This is a genomic window from Streptomyces sp. HUAS MG56 (assembly GCF_058673395.1).
In genome coordinates, this window is the sequence record NZ_CM178722.1 from 6,426,115 (window position 1) to 6,443,216 (window position 17,102).

At 72.2% G+C, this 17,102-nt stretch carries 14 protein-coding genes; 6 read left to right on the top strand and 8 right to left on the bottom strand.

All coding sequences use genetic code 11. The features are described from left to right. The first annotated feature begins 24 nt into the window (after positions 1-24). The gene (locus AC4OXY_RS30450; protein WP_356026255.1) at positions 25-708 is read left to right on the top strand and encodes an ABC transporter ATP-binding protein; all 684 of its coding nucleotides are present in this window, start codon (positions 25-27) and stop codon (positions 706-708) included. 252 nt (positions 709-960) lie between these two features. Beyond that, complete coding sequence (locus AC4OXY_RS30455; RefSeq protein ID WP_491991405.1) at positions 961-4,269, top strand: S8 family peptidase; 3,309 nt, start codon at positions 961-963, stop codon at positions 4,267-4,269. A gap of 27 nt (positions 4,270-4,296) precedes the next feature. Here AC4OXY_RS30455 and AC4OXY_RS30460 read toward each other — a convergent pair whose 3' ends face one another. Next, entirely contained in the window at positions 4,297-5,205 is a 909-nt protein-coding gene (locus AC4OXY_RS30460) for an MmyB family transcriptional regulator (protein WP_362818337.1), read from the bottom strand. Positions 5,206-5,376: 171 nt separating this feature from the next. Between AC4OXY_RS30460 and AC4OXY_RS30465 the strand changes: the two genes are divergently transcribed. Continuing rightward, positions 5,377-6,420 (top strand): NAD(P)-dependent alcohol dehydrogenase, encoded by a 1,044-nt coding sequence (locus tag AC4OXY_RS30465; RefSeq protein ID WP_356026262.1) that lies wholly within the window; start codon positions 5,377-5,379, stop codon positions 6,418-6,420. 343 nt (positions 6,421-6,763) lie between these two features. Here AC4OXY_RS30465 and AC4OXY_RS30470 read toward each other — a convergent pair whose 3' ends face one another. Further along, positions 6,764-9,181 carry a SpoIIE family protein phosphatase gene (locus AC4OXY_RS30470; RefSeq protein ID WP_356026265.1) on the bottom strand — a complete coding sequence of 806 codons (2,418 nt, stop codon included), beginning with the start codon at positions 9,179-9,181 and terminating at the stop codon, positions 6,764-6,766. A gap of 122 nt (positions 9,182-9,303) precedes the next feature. Here AC4OXY_RS30470 and AC4OXY_RS30475 point away from each other — a divergent pair, with 122 nt between their 5' ends. Beyond that, the gene (locus tag AC4OXY_RS30475; protein WP_491991406.1) at positions 9,304-9,816 is read left to right on the top strand and encodes a hypothetical protein; all 513 of its coding nucleotides are present in this window, start codon (positions 9,304-9,306) and stop codon (positions 9,814-9,816) included. 162 nt (positions 9,817-9,978) lie between these two features. Here AC4OXY_RS30475 and AC4OXY_RS30480 read toward each other — a convergent pair whose 3' ends face one another. From AC4OXY_RS30480 to AC4OXY_RS30490, 3 genes are all read right to left on the bottom strand, one after another. Next, positions 9,979-10,572, bottom strand: coding sequence for a DUF4291 domain-containing protein (locus AC4OXY_RS30480; RefSeq protein ID WP_376291208.1), 594 nt, complete (start codon positions 10,570-10,572; stop codon positions 9,979-9,981). Between the two features lie 139 nt (positions 10,573-10,711). Further along, the gene (gene msrA, locus AC4OXY_RS30485; RefSeq protein WP_491991407.1) at positions 10,712-11,425 is read right to left on the bottom strand and encodes a peptide-methionine (S)-S-oxide reductase MsrA; all 714 of its coding nucleotides are present in this window, start codon (positions 11,423-11,425) and stop codon (positions 10,712-10,714) included. 188 nt (positions 11,426-11,613) lie between these two features. Further along, positions 11,614-12,732: a hypothetical protein gene (locus AC4OXY_RS30490; RefSeq protein WP_491991408.1), complete on the bottom strand. Its 1,119-nt coding sequence runs from the start codon at positions 12,730-12,732 to the stop codon at positions 11,614-11,616. 210 nt (positions 12,733-12,942) lie between these two features. On the opposite strand from AC4OXY_RS30490, the gene AC4OXY_RS30495 reads away from it, so the two are divergent. Next, positions 12,943-14,103 carry a cystathionine gamma-synthase gene (locus tag AC4OXY_RS30495; protein ID WP_491991409.1) on the top strand — a complete coding sequence of 387 codons (1,161 nt, stop codon included), beginning with the start codon at positions 12,943-12,945 and terminating at the stop codon, positions 14,101-14,103. A gap of 83 nt (positions 14,104-14,186) precedes the next feature. On the opposite strand, the gene AC4OXY_RS30500 is transcribed toward AC4OXY_RS30495, so the two are convergent. The 3 genes from AC4OXY_RS30500 to AC4OXY_RS30510 all read right to left on the bottom strand — a co-directional run bounded on the left by AC4OXY_RS30500 (position 14,187) and on the right by AC4OXY_RS30510 (position 15,703). Beyond that, positions 14,187-14,435 (bottom strand): hypothetical protein, encoded by a 249-nt coding sequence (locus tag AC4OXY_RS30500; protein WP_491991410.1) that lies wholly within the window; start codon positions 14,433-14,435, stop codon positions 14,187-14,189. 64 nt (positions 14,436-14,499) lie between these two features. Continuing rightward, complete coding sequence (locus AC4OXY_RS30505; RefSeq protein WP_362818349.1) at positions 14,500-15,003, bottom strand: sigma factor-like helix-turn-helix DNA-binding protein; 504 nt, start codon at positions 15,001-15,003, stop codon at positions 14,500-14,502. A 196-nt stretch (positions 15,004-15,199) separates the two neighbouring features. After that, complete coding sequence (locus AC4OXY_RS30510; protein ID WP_356026573.1) at positions 15,200-15,703, bottom strand: MarR family winged helix-turn-helix transcriptional regulator; 504 nt, start codon at positions 15,701-15,703, stop codon at positions 15,200-15,202. Between the two features lie 162 nt (positions 15,704-15,865). Between AC4OXY_RS30510 and ilvA the strand changes: the two genes are divergently transcribed. Then, positions 15,866-17,095, top strand: coding sequence for a threonine ammonia-lyase (ilvA, locus tag AC4OXY_RS30515; protein WP_356026290.1), 1,230 nt, complete (start codon positions 15,866-15,868; stop codon positions 17,093-17,095). The last annotated feature ends 7 nt before the right edge of the window (positions 17,096-17,102 follow it).

Sequence of the window (17,102 nt, forward strand, 5' to 3'; positions counted from 1 at the left end):
CAATCCGACCCCCCAGGAGCCACCATGTACGACCTCAGGAACGTGACCAAGCGCTACACCAGAGGCAAGGACACCGTCCACGCCCTCGACGGTGTGGACCTCACCATCGGCGACGGAGACCGGCTCGTCATCCAGGGCCCCACCGGCGGCGGGAAGTCCACCCTCCTCCAGATGCTCGGCGGCCTGGACCGGCCGTCCTCCGGCGAGGTGATCCTGGACGGCACCGACCTGGCCAAGCTCAGCGAGGCCCGGCTGACCAGGGTCCGCAGCGAGAACATCGGCTTCGTCTTCCAGTCCTTCAACCTCATCCCCACCCTCACCGCCCAGGAGAACGTGGAGACCGCCCTCGTCCCCCTCGGCATCAAGGCCAAGGAGCGCCGCGAACTCGCCGCCGAGGCCCTGCACTCCGTCGGCCTCGGCGAGCGCCTCGGACATCTGCCGGGCGAGATGTCCGGCGGGCAGCAGCAGCGCGTGGCCATCGCCCGCGCCCTGGTGAAGAAGCCCAAGGTGCTGCTCGCCGACGAGCCGACCGGCAACCTCGACGAGGGCATGCGGGACGAGATCATGGACGTGCTCGAACGCCTGTGGAAGGAGCACGGGCTGACCTTCGTCATGGTCACCCACGACTCCGCCCTCGCGAAGAAGGCGCCGCGGCTGGCCACCATCCGCAAGGGAAAGATCACGGTAAGGGAGAACGCCGGCGCCTGACTCGTATCCGACCTTGATCCAACACGGCTTTCCCATAAGGAACTTCGCGGTCGTGTAACGGTGACCAGTCCGCCGGGTTACAGTTTCCCGACCTTTCTCTTACCGTCCTCACATCTGTTGAGGCGTTTGAACACCCCCCGGCATACTGCGTGGTCCGGGGGGTGGCCTTCATGTGCACACGACCACCCCCGGCCGGGTGAACGGGGTATTCGCCCGGCACTCCGTCTCCAGGGGGAGAACTTGCGCAGACAAGTGAAAACCGTTGCCGTGGCCGGTGCGGCCGCGGCAGCGGCCGTCGCCCTCGCCGCGGGTGTGACCAGCCCTGCGTCGGCGAGGCCGCCGGCGGGCCCCCCGGCCACGGCCTTCGGCACCCCGGCCACCGGCTCCGCGCTCACCGCCAAGACCCACGTCACCCTCATCACCGGCGACCGGGTCGACCTCGACGCGAAGGGCCGGGTCATCGGCCTGGAGCGGGCCGAGGGCCGTGCGCACATACCGTTCCAGGTCCGCAGGGCCGCGGGGCACCTGCTGGTGATCCCCGCCGACGCGGCCCGCCTGGTGGCCTCCGGCACGCTGGACCAGCGCCTGTTCGACATCACCGAGCTGAACAGGACCGCCACCCGCAGGGCCCAGAAGGACGGCCTGAAGGTGATCGTCGGCTACCGCGGCGGCGCCGCGGCCGCCAAGGCCGTCGTCCGGGACGCGGGCCGGCTGCGGCGCACCCTGACCGCGCTCGACGCCGACGCCGTGCAGACCCCGGTGCGGGACACCGCCGCCCTGTGGCGCGCCGTCACCGACGGCGACGCGGCGGCCTCCGGCATCGCGCACGTCTGGCTGGACGGCGTCCGCAAGGCCTCCCTCGACACGTCCGTGCCGCAGACCGGCGCCCCGGCCGCCCGGCAGGCCGGCTACACCGGCAAGGGCGTGAAGGTCGCCGTCCTGGACACCGGCGTGGACACCGGCCACCCGGACCTCAAGGGCCGGGTGATCGCGTCCAGGAACTTCACCTCGGCCGCCGACGCCACCGACCACTCCGGGCACGGCACGCACGTCGCCTCCATCGTGGCGGGCACCGGCACCGCGTCCGCGGGCACGTACAAGGGCGTCGCGCCCGACGCCGAGATCCTCAACGGCAAGGTCCTGGACGACACCGGCTCCGGCGACGACTCCGGCGTCCTCGCCGGCATGGAGTGGGCGGCCGCGCAGGGCGCCGAGGTCGTCAACCTCAGCCTCGGCGGCTACGACAGCCCCGGCACCGACCCCCTTGAGGCCGAGGTGAACAAGCTGTCCGAGACCAGGGGCATCCTGTTCGCCGTCGCGGCGGGCAACGACGGCCCGAACTCGCTCGGTTCGCCGGGCAGCGCGGACGCCGCGCTCACCGTCGGCGCCGTCGACGACAAGGACAGGCTCGCCGACTTCTCCTCCTCCGGCCCGCGCGCCGGCGACGGCGCGATCAAGCCGGACGTCACCGCCCCCGGCGTGGACATCACCGCCGCCGCGGCGGGGGGCAGCGTCCTCGACAAGGAGGTCGGCGAGAAGCCCGCGGGCTACCTGACCCTCTCCGGCACCTCGATGGCCGCCCCGCACGTCGCGGGCGCCGCCGCGATCCTGAAACAGGAGCACCCGGACTGGGGCTACGCCGAGCTGAAGGGCGCGCTGACCGGCTCCGCCGAGGGCGGCCACTACACGCCGTTCCAGCAGGGCGCGGGCCGTGTCGCGGTCGACAGGGCCCTCACGCAGTCGGTGATCGCCGACCCGGTCTCGGTCAACCTCGGCGTCCAGCAGTGGCCGCACACCGACGACAAGCCGGTCACCGGGAAGATGACGTACCGCAACCTCGGGGACAAGGCCGTCACCCTCACCCTGAGCAGCACGGCCACGGACCCCAGGGGGAAGGCGGCTCCGGCGGGCTTCTTCACGCTCGGCGCGAAGCGGGTGACGGTCCCGGCGCACGGCACGGCCTCCGTCGGGCTCACGGCCGACACCAGGCTGGGCGGCACCCTCGACGGCGCCTACGCGGCCTACGTGACCGCGACCGGCGCCGGCCAGAGCGTGCGTACGGCCGCGGCGGTGACACGCGAGGTGGAGTCGTACGACGTCACGCTGAAGGTCATCGGCCGCGACGGCAGGCCGGCGAAGTACTACGACACCGGCCTCGACGGTGTCGCCGGTCTCGCGGCCGGCGCGCAGCTGAGCCCGTACGACCCGTCCGGCACGGTGACGGTGCGCCTGCGGAAGGGCACGTACGTCCTCAACTCCTCCGTCTACGCGGACAAGGAGGGCGCGAAGGGCACCGACTGGATCGCCCAGCCGAAGCTGACCGTGTCCGGGAAGCAGACGATCACCATCGACGCGCGCAGGGCCGGACCGGTGGACATCACCGTCCCGGCCAAGGGCGTCACCTCGCGGTTCGCCTATCCGGGATACGCCCTCACGCTCGGGGGCGGCGAGTACGACTACGGCATGTTCCTCGACTCGTACCGGAACTTCCGCAGCGCCCACCTGGGCCCGCGGCTGCCCGCCGGGTCGCTGTTCCAGCAGTGGGACGGCCACTGGACCAAGGGCGCGAGCGAGCAGTACGACATCACGACCGGCGGCCCGGTCAGCGAGCTCGCCACCGGCTACACCAAGCACTTCGGGGCGGGCGAGCTGGCCACGGTCAAGGCCCGGCTCGGCGCCGCCGCGAACGGCAAGACCGGCACGCTGAACGCCGTCGGCCGGCTGCCCGGCGCGAACGGCGCCACCTCGCTCAGCTTCCCGCAGCAACTGCCCGGCACCCGGACCCTGCACCTGTCCGCCATCGGCGGGGTGAACTGGCAGCTTGAGTTCGCCCAGAACGCCGGGAGCGGCCAGGACGCGGTCGCCGACGCGGGCTACGAGCTCGGCGAGTTCACGTTCAAGGCCGGCCGCACCTACACCAAGACCGTCAACACCGCGGTCTTCGGCCCGCACGTCGGGGCCGGGCTCGGTCTGTTCCGCGACGGCGACAAGATCTACGGCTCGCTGCCGCTGTTCGCCGACTCGGGCGGGCACGCCGGGTACTCCGACTTCACCTCGGTGCGGACGACCCTGTACCGCGACGGCACCGAGACCGGCTCGAACGGCGACGCGCTGTTCGGCGAGCCCTTCACGGTGCCCGCCGGGGACGCCGCCTACCGGCTGACCACCTCGGTCAATCGCTCGGCGAAGGTCGCGCGGGCCTCCTCGCGGATCGACGCGTCCTGGACCTTCCGCTCCGAGAAGCGTGACGGGTTCACCGAACTGCCGGCCTCCGTGCCGCACTACGGCATCCGGACCGGCCTGGACAGCCGCGTCCCCGCAGGCCGGACCGTCACCTTCCCGGTCACCGTCGAGGGCCCCGCCGCGGGCAGGAACCTCAAGTCCCTGACGGTGTACGCCTCCTACGACGGCAGGACCTTCCGGAAGGTCACCGTCGAGGACGGCAGCATCACCCTGAAGAACCCGGCGGAGGGCCGGTCCGTCTCCCTCCGCTGCGTGATCACCGACAAGAAGGGCAACACGTCGGACATCACGATCTGGGACGCGTACTTCGGCAGATGACCTGCGCCGCCGACCGGTTGGGGCCGGCTAGACGGAGGAGCCCGCCCGGCTCGCGTCCGTGCCCCAACTGGCCAGCAGGCGCAGGGAGTCGGCGGACCCGGAGTCCGGTTCGGCGTGGTAGGTGACGAGGGACTGGTCCGCGTCGTCGGCCAGGCGGAACGACTCGAAGTGCAGGGCCAGATCGCCGACCAGCGGATGGTGCAGCCGCTTGACGCCGTGACTCTTCTCCTTGACGTCATGGGTGGCCCACAGCCGCCGGAACTCCTCGCTCTTGACGGAGAGTTCACCCACCAGGGCCGACAGCCGCGGGTCGTCCGGGTAGCAGCCGGCGTCCATGCGCAGCGCGCACACGATGTCGATCGCCTTCTGCTGCCAGTCGACGAACAGCTCACGGTAGTCGGGCCGCAGGAACACCAGCCGCGCCCAGTTCCGCTCGGCCGGCGCCAGCTCCGCCCAGTCGCCGAAGACCGCCGCCGCCATCCGGTTCCACGCCAGGATCTCCGAGCGCCGCCCGACGATGTACGCCGGTACGCCGTCCATCGTGTCCAGCAGCTGCCGCAGCGCCGGGCGCACCTGCTGCTGCCGCGCCGCCGGCTTCTTCTTGTGCGACTTCGGCTTCGCCAGGTGGGTGAGGTGCGCGTGCTCGGCGTCCGTCAGCCGCAGGGCGCGGGCGATCGCGTCCAGCACCTCCGCCGAGACGTTGCGGCCGTTGCCCTGCTCCAGGCGCGTGTAGTACGCCACCGACACCCCGGCCACCTGCGCCAGCTCCTCGCGGCGCAGCCCCGGCACCCGCCGGTGCCGCCCGAAGTCCGGCAGCCCCACGTCCTCCGGCTTCAGCCGGGCCCGCCGACTGCGCAGGAACTCGCTCAGCTCGGCCCGCCGGTCCAGGGCGTGCCCCGCGGCGGCTGCTCCGGGCTGTGTGTCGCTGCGTTCCATACGCCCAGTATTCCTGGTCGTACGTACGGCATCCTGACCCCGCCAGTGGTAGGCACAGCAGTCGTACGCAGGGCTGTGACCTGGGTGAACCGCCGGATGTCCGGCAGGCTGGAGAGCACGCCCGGCAGAAGACAGCCAGGGCGCGCCCACCCCCACGAGGAGAACCCCGGCATGACCACTGTTGTTGCTGCGTACGCCGCGCCCGCCGCGAAGGCCCCGCTGGAGCGGACGACCATCGAGCGGCGCGCGGTCGGCGAGTTCGACGTCCTGATCGACATCAAGTTCGCCGGTATCTGCCACTCCGACATCCACCAGGCCCGCGAGGGCTGGGGCGAGGCCGTCTTCCCGATGGTGCCCGGCCACGAGATCGCCGGCGTCGTCGCCGAGGTCGGCACCGGCGTGACGAAGTTCGCCGTCGGCGACCGCGTGGGCGTCGGCTGCATGGTCGACTCCTGCCGCGAGTGCGAGAACTGCCTGGCCGGCCACGAGCAGTACTGCCTCAAGGGCATGGTCGGCACGTACAACGCCGTCGGCAGGGACGGCGAGCCCACCTACGGCGGCTACTCCGAGAAGGTCGTCGTCGACGAGAACTTCGTCCTGCGCATCCCGGACGGCCTCTCCCTGGACGTGGCCGCCCCGCTGCTGTGCGCCGGCATCACCACGTACTCCCCGCTCCGCCACTGGAACGCCGGCCCCGGCAAGAAGGTCGCGGTCGTCGGCCTGGGCGGCCTCGGCCACATGGCCGTCAAGATCGCCCACGCGATGGGCGCCGAGGTCACCGTCCTGTCGCAGTCCCTGCGCAAGAAGGACGACGGCCTGAAGCTGGGCGCCGACCACTACTACGCCACCAGCGACCCGGAGACCTTCAAGCAGCTGACCGGCACGTTCGACCTGATCGTCTCGACCGTCTCGGCGCCGATGGACTTCGGCGCGCTGCTGTCGCTGCTGAAGGTGGACGGCGCCCTGGTCAACGTGGGCGCGCCCGAGGAGCCCATCTCGCTCAACCTGTTCTCGGTGATCGGCGGCCGCAAGACCCTCGCGGGCTCGATGATCGGCGGCATCGCCGAGACCCAGGAGATGCTGGACTTCTGCGCCGGGCACGGCATCGGCGCCGAGATCGAGCTGATCGGCGCGCAGGAGATCAACGAGGCCTACGAGCGGGTCCTGTCCAGCGACGTCCGCTACCGCTTCGTGATCGACACGGCCACGATCTGACCCGACCGGTTCAGCCGCGGCGGCCCAGCAGCCACAGCAGGTACGGTCCGCCGAACTGCCCGCCCCGACCGGGCCGTACGCCGTCGGCCGGGACACCCTCCACCTCGTCGACGCGCACCGCCCGGACCCGTGGGTCCCCTCGGCGGGCCCCCGGCAGCTCATGGTGTCGATGTACCACCCCGCCCGGCCCGGCCCCGGCGGCCCCGCGCCCTGCATGACCACCGAGGCCGCCCGGCTGATGATCCACCACGCTCACCCCCCCCGGCCGAGCCCGTCCTGGACGGACCCACCCCGGCCTGGCCGGAGGGCGGCTTCCACGCGCAGTGAACGACGGCCGCCGGCTTCACGCGGGCGGCAGCGGCTGCTCCGTCCAGACGGTCTTGCCGTCGTGGCTGTAACGGGTGCCCCACCGCTCCGTGAGCTGCGCGACCAGGAAGAGACCGCGTCCGCCCTCGTCCGTGCTGAGGGCCCGTCGGAGGTGGGGGGACGTGTGGCTGGTGTCGGACACCTCGCAGATCAGGCAGTGCGTACGGACGAGGCGCAGGGTGACCGGTCCGGCCGCGTACCGGTAGGCGTTGGTGACGAGCTCGCTGGCGACCAGTTCGGTGGTGAAGGCCAGTTCGGGCAGCCCCCACTCGGTCAGTTGCGCCGTGGTCAGCTCCCTGGCGCGGGCGGCGGCGGTCGCTTCCAGGGGCAGCTGCCATGAGGCGACGTCCTGCGGCGGCAGCACCCGCGTACGGGCAATCAGCAGCGCGATGTCGTCGGTGGGGAGGTGGTCCTTGGGCAGCAGCGCTTCGACCACGCTGCGGCAGGTGTGGTCCAGGGGTTCCGTGGCGTGGGCGAGGCAGGTGCGCAGGCTCCCCAGCGCGGCGTCGATGTCGCCGTTCCGTGCTTCCAGGAGGCCGTTGGTGTAGAGCGCGAGCAGACTGCCCTCGGGGAGGTCCAGGTCGTACGTCTCGAAGGGCAGTCCGCCCAGGCCCAGCGGTGGTCCCGCGGGCAGGTCGAGCACGGTCACCTCGCCGTCCGGGGTCGCCACCACCGGTGCCGGGTGGCCGGCGCGGGCCAGGGAGCAGTGCTGTGACACCGGATCGTAGGTGGCGTAGAGACAGGTGGCCCCGAGCACCTGGTCGATCGCCGACGGGTCGCCGTCGGCGTTCGCCTCCCGTTCGGCCGCCAGCAGACTGACCAGGTCGTCCAGCCGCGCCACCACCTCGTCCGGTTCCAGGTCGAGGCTGGCCAGGGTGCGCACGGCGGCACGCAGCCGGCCCATCGAGGCCGCGGCGTGGATGCCGTGGCCGACCATGTCGCCCACGACGAGGGCGACCCGGGCCCCCGACAGCGGGATCACGTCGAACCAGTCGCCGCCGATGCCCGGTTCACCGCTGGCCGGGAGGTACCGGCAGGCCACCTCCACGGCCGGCAGGTCGGACGCCGCGCTCGGCAGCAGACTGCGCTGAAGCGTCAGCGCGGCGCTCTGCTGCTGGGTGAAGCGGCGGGCGTTGTCGATGCAGACGGCCGCACGCGAGGAGAGCTCCTGGGCCACCGCGGAATCGTCGTCCTCGAAGGGCTCCGAACTGCGCGACCGCCACAGGCTCACCACGCCCAGCACCAGCCCGCGCGCGAGCAGGGGTACCGCGATCAGCGAATGAACGCCCAGACCCAGGGCGATCTCGATGCGCCGCCGGTCCATCGCGTACCACTCGGGGCGGAGGGACAGCAGCCCTTCGAGGATCGGGCGGCGCTCGGCCAGGCACCGCGCCTGCGGGGACTCCGGAAGCAGCGGGACGATGTCGCCCTCCCGGAACGGGAGGCGGTGTTCCGCCGGCGAAAAGGCGGCCCGGAGCAGCGGAACCGCCGTGCCGGCAACGGGTTCGTCACCCAGTGTCACGGGCTTGAGGAGGTCCACCGAGCAGTAGTCGGCCAGCCCCTCGACGGCCACCTCGGCCAGCTCCCGAGCGGTCTGGGCCACGTCCAGGGAGGTGCCGATCCGGGCGCTCGCCTCGTTCAGCAGGGCGAGCCGGCGTCGCGCCCGGTGGCGGTCGGTCACGTCCTCGATCGTCTCCGCCACGCCGAGCACCCGGCCCGATGGATCCTCCATGCGGAACGCCGAGACGGACACGATCCGTTCCCGACCGGGATCGTGGCGTGCCCGGGCGGACTGCTCCGTGAAGATCAACGGCTCACCGGTCTCCAGGACGTGCCGGACCCGTTCGTCTGCCGGACCCGCGTCCTCGTCGACCATGAACGCGCGGGGGCGGTGGCCCACCGGCGCCTCGGCCGGGACACCGCTCGCCTTCTCGACCGCACGGTTGACCCGGATCACTTTCCTGTCCGGGTCGTAGGTGACCAGGCCGATCGGGGACCGGTGGTACAAGCCGTCCAACAGCGCACGGTCCCGCTGCCAGGCAATGACCTCCGCGGCGGGAGCACCGACCAGGAGCCACTCCTGACCGCCCTCCCGGGTGACCGCACGGGCCCGGAAACCCATCTCCACACGGCGTCCGTCGCGGCCCCGGACGGGCAGGACGCCGAACCATCCACCCGCCCTCATGGCGTCCACCACGACGGACCGTACGACCGGCAGGTCACGGGCGTCGACCAGGAGGTCCTGCCAGGCCCTTCCGATCACCTCCCCGGCCGGGTACCCGAGCAGTTCCTGCGCACGTGTGCTCCAGCCGACCACGATGCCCCGATCGTCGAGCACGGCCGAGGCGCCACGACCGAGGGCGAAGGGATCCTCCGGACTCTCGCTGAAATGCATGGACGGCGTCCCCATAGCCACCACCTTGCCTCCATGCCTCCGATGTTCCTCCCCGCACCCCCCACTCGCGACTCCCGCATCCCGCCTGCGGCCCGGAGCCAATACTCGTCGGGCACCGCTCGATGCCCGAGCGGGACCGCTGCGGCGTATGCGACGAGGTCCGCGAAACGCAGCCGCAGGAGGAGATCACCGTTCAGGGGCGCCCAGCCCGGACGGATGAGGCGCTCGATTCCGCTGATCGTCTCGGCCAGAGTGCCCCGGGTCGGAGCGTCCACCCGGCCGAGGTTCGTGAGGTACAGGGTGGCGCAGCCGTCGAGGCGGGCGTTCAGGTCGGTCAGTTGCTGTACCTGATCGTCCAGGCAGAGGCTCTCGTCCGGGAAGGGAGAACGCCGGAACGCCGTGTGACGGTTTGCGACGGCGGCGACGAGCCCAAGGCGAGAGGGTGCCGTGCGGCTCGGCCAGCGAGGCCCCGGCCGGTACGCCGCGTCGATGCGGCGTGGGGTCCGTCGGCCGGCCGCTTTCTCCGCGTGGCGCCGGGCGGCGAAGGCGTCGACCTCGTCGAGCCGGACCGCTCGGCCGGCTTCCAAAGTCTCCAGCGCGCGCAGCAGGGTCCGTCCGGCGATCAACGGACATGATCACCGGCACCGTTCATTCCTCCGCAGGAGCCGACGTGAGCCCCGTCGGGCAGGACGCCCCCAGTTCGTCTCGAACGGGGTACTCAGCTTGACCTCCGTCCTGGCGAGCCTGTGCTGCCATGTGACCCGGAGGGCGGAGCCGGTTGCCGGGGGAGCAGCCCGTCATCCGCGTAGGTGGGCAAGAAGTTCGTCTTCGACGGGATAGGGGCGTTCCTGGGGCAGCAGCCGGGTGGCGGAGTCCAGATCGCCGCTGTTGACCAGGACGTGGATCTCGTGGGCGAGTGGGGTCATGTCGCGGATGGAGACTGTCCACTCGTCCGCATAGCGTCGTGCGGCCTCACCGCAGAGGCCGAGTTGCAGGGACCGGTACGGCAGGGGTCGCAGGTGCAGATCCCGCTCGGGGTCCCACTGCACGCGGGTGGGCGCGCGTTTCAACTGGCTCTGCCATGCGGCCCGGTTCGGGTGAACCCCGCGGACGTAGCTCGACAGGCATGCGTGTCGCAGCGCCCACTCGAAGCCGTCACGGCTGATCTCGACCGCTAGAACGGTCTCCTGGCCTTCCTTGGCGCCCCAGCCGCATCGGTACATCATCCACAGGAACGACGGCTTGATCCACGTCATCCTGTCGCGCTTCCACGCGGTGGGGAAACGGCCCTCCTGGACGGCGGGCAGGCCGATTTCCGGGGCGTACGCCTGGTAGACGGTGATCGTGGAGTCCGCGTAGTCCGCACGGATCTCGCGTTGCGGTTGTTCCATGGCGTACAGCGTGGAGTCAGCCGGTACAGGCGGCCACCGATTTTCGACTGCCGCTCACTGCGACGCAGAGCGCCCGCCGCGGCACTGTACGCATTGCCGGTGCCACGGCGCCCGCGTCGGACCCACACCGGGCTACCGGCTACTTGTCCGTGACCTCCGGCGCCGGAGCGACGCCCGTCGGGCAGGAAGCCCCCCAGTTCGTCTCGAAGGGGGCGCTCAGCTTGACCCCCGTACCGCCCAGCCCGCAGTAGCCGGCCGGGTTCTTGTCCAGGTACTGCTGGTGGTACGCCTCCGCCGGGTAGAAGGGGCGGCCTTCGGAGGGGAGGAGTTCTGTGGTGATCGTGCCGTAGCCGGAGGCGGAGAGGACCTGCTGGTAGGCGGTGCGGGAGGCCTCGGCGGTGGTGGCCTGGTCGGGGGTGTGGGTGTAGATCGCCGAGCGGTACTGCGTGCCCACGTCGTTGCCCTGGCGGAAGCCCTGGGTCGGGTTGTGGGACTCCCAGAACGTCTTCAGCAGACGCGCGTAGGAGATCACCTTCGGGTCGTGGACCACGCGGACCACCTCCGTGTGGCCGGTCAGGCCCGAGCAGACCTCCTCGTAGGTGGGGTACTGCGTGTAGCCGCCCTGATAGCCCACCAGCGTCGTGTACACGCCCGCCGGGAGCTGCCAGAACCTGCGCTCGGCACCCCAGAAGCAGCCCATCCCGAAGTCGGCGATCTCCAGGCCTTCGGGGTAGGGGCCGAGGAGCGGCGCGCCGAGGACGGTGTGGCGGTCGGGGACCGCGTAGGGGAGTGAGGGGCGGCCCGTGAGGGCCTGCTCGGGGGTGGGCAGCTGCGGGACGCGGCCGAAGAGCATGGGGTCTCCCTGTCGGTCGGAGCGGGGCCGGTCCCGGTGAGCGGGCCGGCACGCAGGAGGAACGTCCGGCGGTGTGGGTGAATTCCGGTCACGCCCTCGCCGTCAGCGTTGCGTCACATCTCCCGTGGACCCGGCCCGTCCGGTCGGCCCGCGGACTCGGCCCCGCTCACCCGGACCGTCTCGTCCGCTCAGCCCGGCAGGCTCGCGGGGCTGCCGCCGTTGGCCTCGTAACCCGCCACCGCGAGTGCGCGGTAGACGGCGAACTCGGCGGCCGGGTCGGCGGACAGGGTCCAGGGCAGCGCACCGACGTGCCCGTCGACGTGTATCAGCTGGTGCATGGCCTCGGCCCAGCGCTCGGCGCGCACCAGGAAGAAGATCAGCAGATGGCGGACGTGGGCCAGCATCGGGTCCTCGGGGCGGGCCGAGTGCACCGCGTGCAGGGCGCCGTGCATCGCCTTGGTGACGACCTCGCTCTGGTAGAAGCCCGCCACCAGGTTCACCTCGGGGAGGTGCTCGAAGACCGCGAAGAGCGGCAGCGCGGCGAGCAGCGAGCCCTGCGGGGCGCGGGCCGCCGCGGCCTCGGCGAAGGAGTACGCCAGCTGCCGCGAGCCGTGCCACTTCTCGCACCAGTAGTGCAGCGCCGCCAGATGCGCGCCCATGTGATGCGGCGCGCGGTCGAGGATCTTCAGCCAGAGCTGCTCGAACTCGGCCTGCGGACAGGCCAGTCCACGGGCGACGGACAGCTCGACGATGTACGGCACCGGGTCGCCGGGCGCCAGCAGGGCCGCCTGTCCGCACGCCTCCCGGGCCTCCTCCATGATGATCCGGAAGTCGTCCGTGCCCGGCGTCGACGTGCGCCACGCCTGCTGCGTCAGGAACTCCGCGTGCACGGCGGCACCGCCCGCGTCCTTGGGCTGCTCGGCCCGCCACACCCGCAGCCACTGGCCGCCCGGCGTCTCGTGCACCCCGCCGGGCCGCTGTTGCAGCTCCAGCGCGGCGGCGCCCGCGAAGGCCTGCACCCGCTGCCGGCGCCGCTCGCCCTCCTTCTCGGTGCCGGCCAGCAGCTGGGCCGCCGCGCGGTAGTCCTGCGTGCGCTGCACCAGCTCCAGCACGTCCAGCAGATCCTGGTCCGCGCCGGGCATCCGTATGTCCAGCTCCTCCTGGCGCACGAAGCCGTAGGCCGCCGGGTCGGCGGCGTCCGGGTGTTCCGGGGGGACCTGCTCGATCACTCCGCGCCTGCGCCGCATGAACGGGAGCAGGACGAAGCTCAGCATGAGCAGCGCCATCAGCAGCCAGAGAATCGCCATGCCCCAAGCGAACCAGACACCGCCGACAAAGTGCCAACCCCCGCCGGAGACTGTGGAAAACTCCCGTCGGGGGCATGACAGGCGAGGCGCCGCCCGGTACCGGACGGGCGGCGTCCGACACAGGGAAATCCCTTCTTCCGGCGCTCCTCGCACCGCTCCTCGGGCCCGGCGGGCGACGGCATCCGGTAAGGCGCATTACGCTCGGTGCACATGAGCGACAGGCACATCAGTCAGCACTTCGAGACCCTCGCGATCCACGCGGGCAACACCGCGGATCCCCTCACCGGCGCGGTCGTCCCGCCGATCTACCAGGTGTCGACCTACAAGCAGGACGGCGTCGGCGGGCTGCGCGGCGGTTACGAGTACAGCCGCAGCGCCAACCCCACCCGTACCGCCCTGGAGGAGAACCTCGCCGCGCTGGAGGGCGGCCGCCGCGGTCTCGCGTTCGCGTCCGGCCTCGCGGCCGAGGACACCCTGCTGCGCACGCTGCTCACCCCGGGCGACCACGTGGTCATCCCCAACGACGCCTACGGCGGCACCTTCCGGCTCTTCGCCAAGGTCGCCACCCGCTGGGGTGTGGAGTGGTCCGTCGCCGACACCAGCGACCCGGCCTCCGTGCGCGCCGCGCTCACCCCGAAGACCAAGGCCGTCTGGGTGGAGACCCCCTCCAACCCGCTGCTCGGCATCACCGACATCGCCGCCGTGGCCCAGGTCGCCCACGACGCGGGCGCGAAGCTCGTCGTCGACAACACCTTCGCCACGCCGTACCTCCAGCAGCCGCTGGCGCTCGGGGCCGACGTCGTCGTGCACTCGCTCACCAAGTACATGGGCGGTCACTCGGACGTGGTCGGCGGCGCGCTGATCGTCTCCGACCAGGCGCTCGGCGAGGAGCTGGCCTACCACCAGAACGCGATGGGCGCCGTCGCCGGCCCCTTCGACTCCTGGCTGGTGCTGCGCGGCACCAAGACCCTCGCGGTGCGCATGGACCGGCACAGCGAGAACGCCACGAGGATCGCCGACATGCTGACCCGGCACGGGCGCGTGACGCAGGTGCTGTACCCGGGCCTGCCCGAGCACCCCGGTCACGAGACCGCCGCCAAGCAGATGCGGGCGTTCGGCGGCATGGTGTCCTTCCGTGTCGAGGGCGGCGAGGAGGCCGCCGTCGAGGTGTGCAACCGCGCCAAGGTGTTCACCCTCGGCGAGTCGCTCGGCGGTGTGGAGTCCCTGATCGAGCACCCCGGCCGGATGACGCACGCCTCCGCGGCGGGCTCCGCGCTGGAGGTCCCCGCCGACCTGGTGCGTCTGTCGGTCGGCATCGAGAACGTCGACGACCTGCTCCAGGACCTTCAGCAGGCCCTGGGCCAGGCCTGATCCGCCGTCCCCGCACGCCGTCCCCGCACCTCCGTCGTACCCGCCCGGCACGCGCGCTCGCGCACGCGTGCCGGGCGGCGGGCTCACCAGCCCGTGAGCGGCGGTGTCGTCTGGGACGGCGGCTGTGTCCACGGGTGCACGCGGGCCGCCCACACACAGAACGCGACGGCGGCGGCGCACGCCAGCAGCCACAGCATCCGGCGGACCGCCTGTCTGCGCCGCAGCAGACGCTCACCGCGGCGCACCGCCTCCGCCCACAGGTCCTGCGGTACCGGCGCCGAGGCCCGTTCCATGATCTGCCGTACGGCGGCCTCCCGCTCGGCTCGGTTCACGACGCCCGCCACGCACGCGTGGGACCCGCCGTGACACCGCACGTCTCGTGACGGACGCCCCGCCTCACGACGGTGCCACCTTCGTGCCCACCGCGCGCGGGGCGGCCGGGCGGGCGGGGTGCAACACGGTGGCCGTCGCGCGGTCGCAGATGGTGTGCACGCGCTCGATGGGCAGCCCCAGCAGGGCCGCCGTCTGCTGCTCGGCGACGCCCTCGTAGAGCCGTAGCACCAGGATCAGCCGTTCCTGCGGAGCCAGGGCGGCGAGCGGGCTGCGCGGATCCGGTCGGGCGCGGCCGAAGACGCCGTACTGGTGCCAGGTCGCGCGCGCGAAGCGGCCGGCGAGGAACTGGCGGGCGCAGTCGTACGGGTCCTCGCCGTGCAGGCGGTCCCAGTGCGCGTAGGTGTGGGCGAGCGCGTGCGTCAGCAGGCGCCGCGCGCGCGGGTTGGCGTCCGGTGCCTCCGCCGTGAGCAGCGTGGCGGCATGCAGCAGGCGCCCGGCGGCGCCGGCGACGAACGTCTCGAACTCCCGGGCCCGGCGGGCATGTCGGGCCGCCTGCCGATCAGACACCGTTCCTCCCCCCCCACGCACGGGGCCCTGTCCGGTACGGGACAGGTGAACCGCGTACGACGCAGGACCCGGTCTCATATGAGGACAGCGGCGGCCCCCGGTCAAGAGGCCGGAACCGACCGGTGGTGACGGCGGGGGACGGCCTGGCGGCGGTCGGAGGGAACGGGCGGTGGCCGCGGTCGGGCGTGCCCCGCGGTCAGGAGGCCGGCGGCTGCTCCGCCGGTACGCTCCCCGGTGTCATCCGCGCGGAGAGCGCGCGGTTGAAGCGGGTGAGCAGCGAGCAGAACTGCTCGCGGTCCTCCGGCTCCCAGCCCTCGGTCAGCTCGGCCATCAGCTGACGCCTGGAGTCGCGCACCTCCTGCAGCCGTGCCGCCCCGCGCGGGGACAGCTGCAGCACCACGGCCCGCCCGTCCTCGGGGTGCGAGGTGCGCTTGACGAGCCCCGTGTCGACCAGCGGGGCCACCTGCCGGGTGACCGTGGAGGAGTCGATGCCCATGCTCGCCGCGAGCGCCTTGACGCCCATCGGGCCTTCCCGGTCAAGGCGGTTGAGCAGCAGATACGCCGCGCGGTCCATGGAGTTGCGCACCTGCCCGACGCCCCCGAGCCGGGTCTGTTCGGCACGGCGCGCGAACACCGCCACCTCGTGCTGGAGGGTGTCGAGAAGACCGGTGTCACCGACGGTCGTCATGTCCATCGACATTTCAGGTGTTGTGGGCATGGCCGGAGGCTCGCTTCATGAAGGACTGCTGGGTTGGGGGACAGGGTACGCGGCCCGGGCGTGGCCCGTACCGGCGCTGCGCAAACCGGTCTCGGTGCTTGGTCACACCCGCCGGGTACGACCGTGAACTGCGATGCTGGAGTCATGAGCTACGGCACGGCTGACTCCTTGCGTTCCGTCACCCTCGACGACGTGCGGGGCGCCCAGAAGATGCTCTCGGGCGTGGCACGGGTGACCGCGATGGAGGGCAGCCGGCACCTGTCGCAGCTGGTCGGCGCGCCGGTGCACCTCAAGTGCGAGAACCTCCAGCGGACCGGCTCGTTCAAGCTGCGCGGCGCCTACGTGCGGATCGCCGGGCTGCTGCCGGAGGAGCGGGCGGCCGGGGTGGTGGCCGCGAGCGCCGGGAACCACGCGCAGGGTGTCGCGCTGGCCTCCGCGCTGCTGGGCGTGCACGCCACGGTGTTCATGCCGAAGGGTGCGCCGCTGCCGAAGATCAGCGCCACCCGGGAGTACGGCGCGGAGGTGCGCCTGCACGGCCAGGTGGTCGACGAGACGCTGGCCGCCGCCGAGGAGTACGCGGCGAAGACGGGTGCGGTGTTCATCCACCCCTTCGACCACCCGGACGTCATCGCCGGTCAGGGCACGGTCGGCCTGGAGATCCTGGAGCAGTGCCCGGAGGCGCGCACGATCGTCGTGGGCATGGGCGGCGGCGGGCTCGCGGCCGGCATCGCGGTCGCGGTGAAGGCGATCCGGCCGGACGTCAGGATCGTCGGCGTGCAGGCGGCGGGCGCGGCGGCCTATCCGCCCTCGCTGGCCGCCGGGCACCCGGTGTCGGTGCAGAACCCGGCGACGATGGCCGACGGCATCAAGGTGGGGCGGCCGGGCGTGGTGCCGTTCGGGATCGTCAAGGACCTGGTCGACGAGGTGCGTACGGTCGGCGAGGACGAGCTGTCGGCGGCCCTGCTGCTGTGCCTGGAGCGGGCCAAGCTGGTCGTGGAGCCGGCCGGAGCGAGCCCGGTGGCGGCGCTGCTGGCCGCGCCGGACACCTTCGAGGGCCCGGTCGTCGCGGTGCTCTCCGGTGGCAACGTCGACCCGGTGCTGATGCAGCGCGTGCTGCGGCACGGCATGGCCGCGCAGGGCCGCTACCTGGCCGTTCGACTGCGGCTGACGGACCGCCCGGGCGCTCTCGCCACGCTTCTCGGCGTGTTGTCGGCGGTCGACGCCAACGTCCTCGACGTGAGCCACGTCCGCACCGACCCCCGGCTCGGGCTCACGGAGGCGGAGGTGGAGTTGCACCTGGAGACGAAGGGCCCGGTGCACTGCGCCGAGGTCGGCCGGGCCCTGCGCGACGCGGGCTACACGGTCATGGACTGAAGCCCGC

What these genes read in the sequence shown, in the direction of transcription:
- AC4OXY_RS30450 (WP_356026255.1), top strand. Translation starts at nt 25, where the DNA reads ATGTACGACCTCAGGAACGTGACCAAGCGCTACACCAGAGGCAAGGAC.
- AC4OXY_RS30460 (WP_362818337.1), bottom strand. Translation starts at nt 5,205, where the DNA reads ATGGAACGCAGCGACACACAGCCCGGAGCAGCCGCCGCGGGGCACGCC.
- AC4OXY_RS30465 (WP_356026262.1), top strand. Translation starts at nt 5,377, where the DNA reads ATGACCACTGTTGTTGCTGCGTACGCCGCGCCCGCCGCGAAGGCCCCG.
- AC4OXY_RS30470 (WP_356026265.1), bottom strand. Translation starts at nt 9,181, where the DNA reads ATGCATTTCAGCGAGAGTCCGGAGGATCCCTTCGCCCTCGGTCGTGGC.
- AC4OXY_RS30475 (WP_491991406.1), top strand. Translation starts at nt 9,304, where the DNA reads ATGCCCGAGCGGGACCGCTGCGGCGTATGCGACGAGGTCCGCGAAACG.
- AC4OXY_RS30480 (WP_376291208.1), bottom strand. Translation starts at nt 10,572, where the DNA reads ATGGAACAACCGCAACGCGAGATCCGTGCGGACTACGCGGACTCCACG.
- msrA (WP_491991407.1), bottom strand. Translation starts at nt 11,425, where the DNA reads ATGCTCTTCGGCCGCGTCCCGCAGCTGCCCACCCCCGAGCAGGCCCTC.
- AC4OXY_RS30490 (WP_491991408.1), bottom strand. Translation starts at nt 12,732, where the DNA reads ATGGCGATTCTCTGGCTGCTGATGGCGCTGCTCATGCTGAGCTTCGTC.
- AC4OXY_RS30495 (WP_491991409.1), top strand. Translation starts at nt 12,943, where the DNA reads ATGAGCGACAGGCACATCAGTCAGCACTTCGAGACCCTCGCGATCCAC.
- AC4OXY_RS30510 (WP_356026573.1), bottom strand. Translation starts at nt 15,703, where the DNA reads ATGTCGATGGACATGACGACCGTCGGTGACACCGGTCTTCTCGACACC.
- ilvA (WP_356026290.1), top strand. Translation starts at nt 15,866, where the DNA reads ATGAGCTACGGCACGGCTGACTCCTTGCGTTCCGTCACCCTCGACGAC.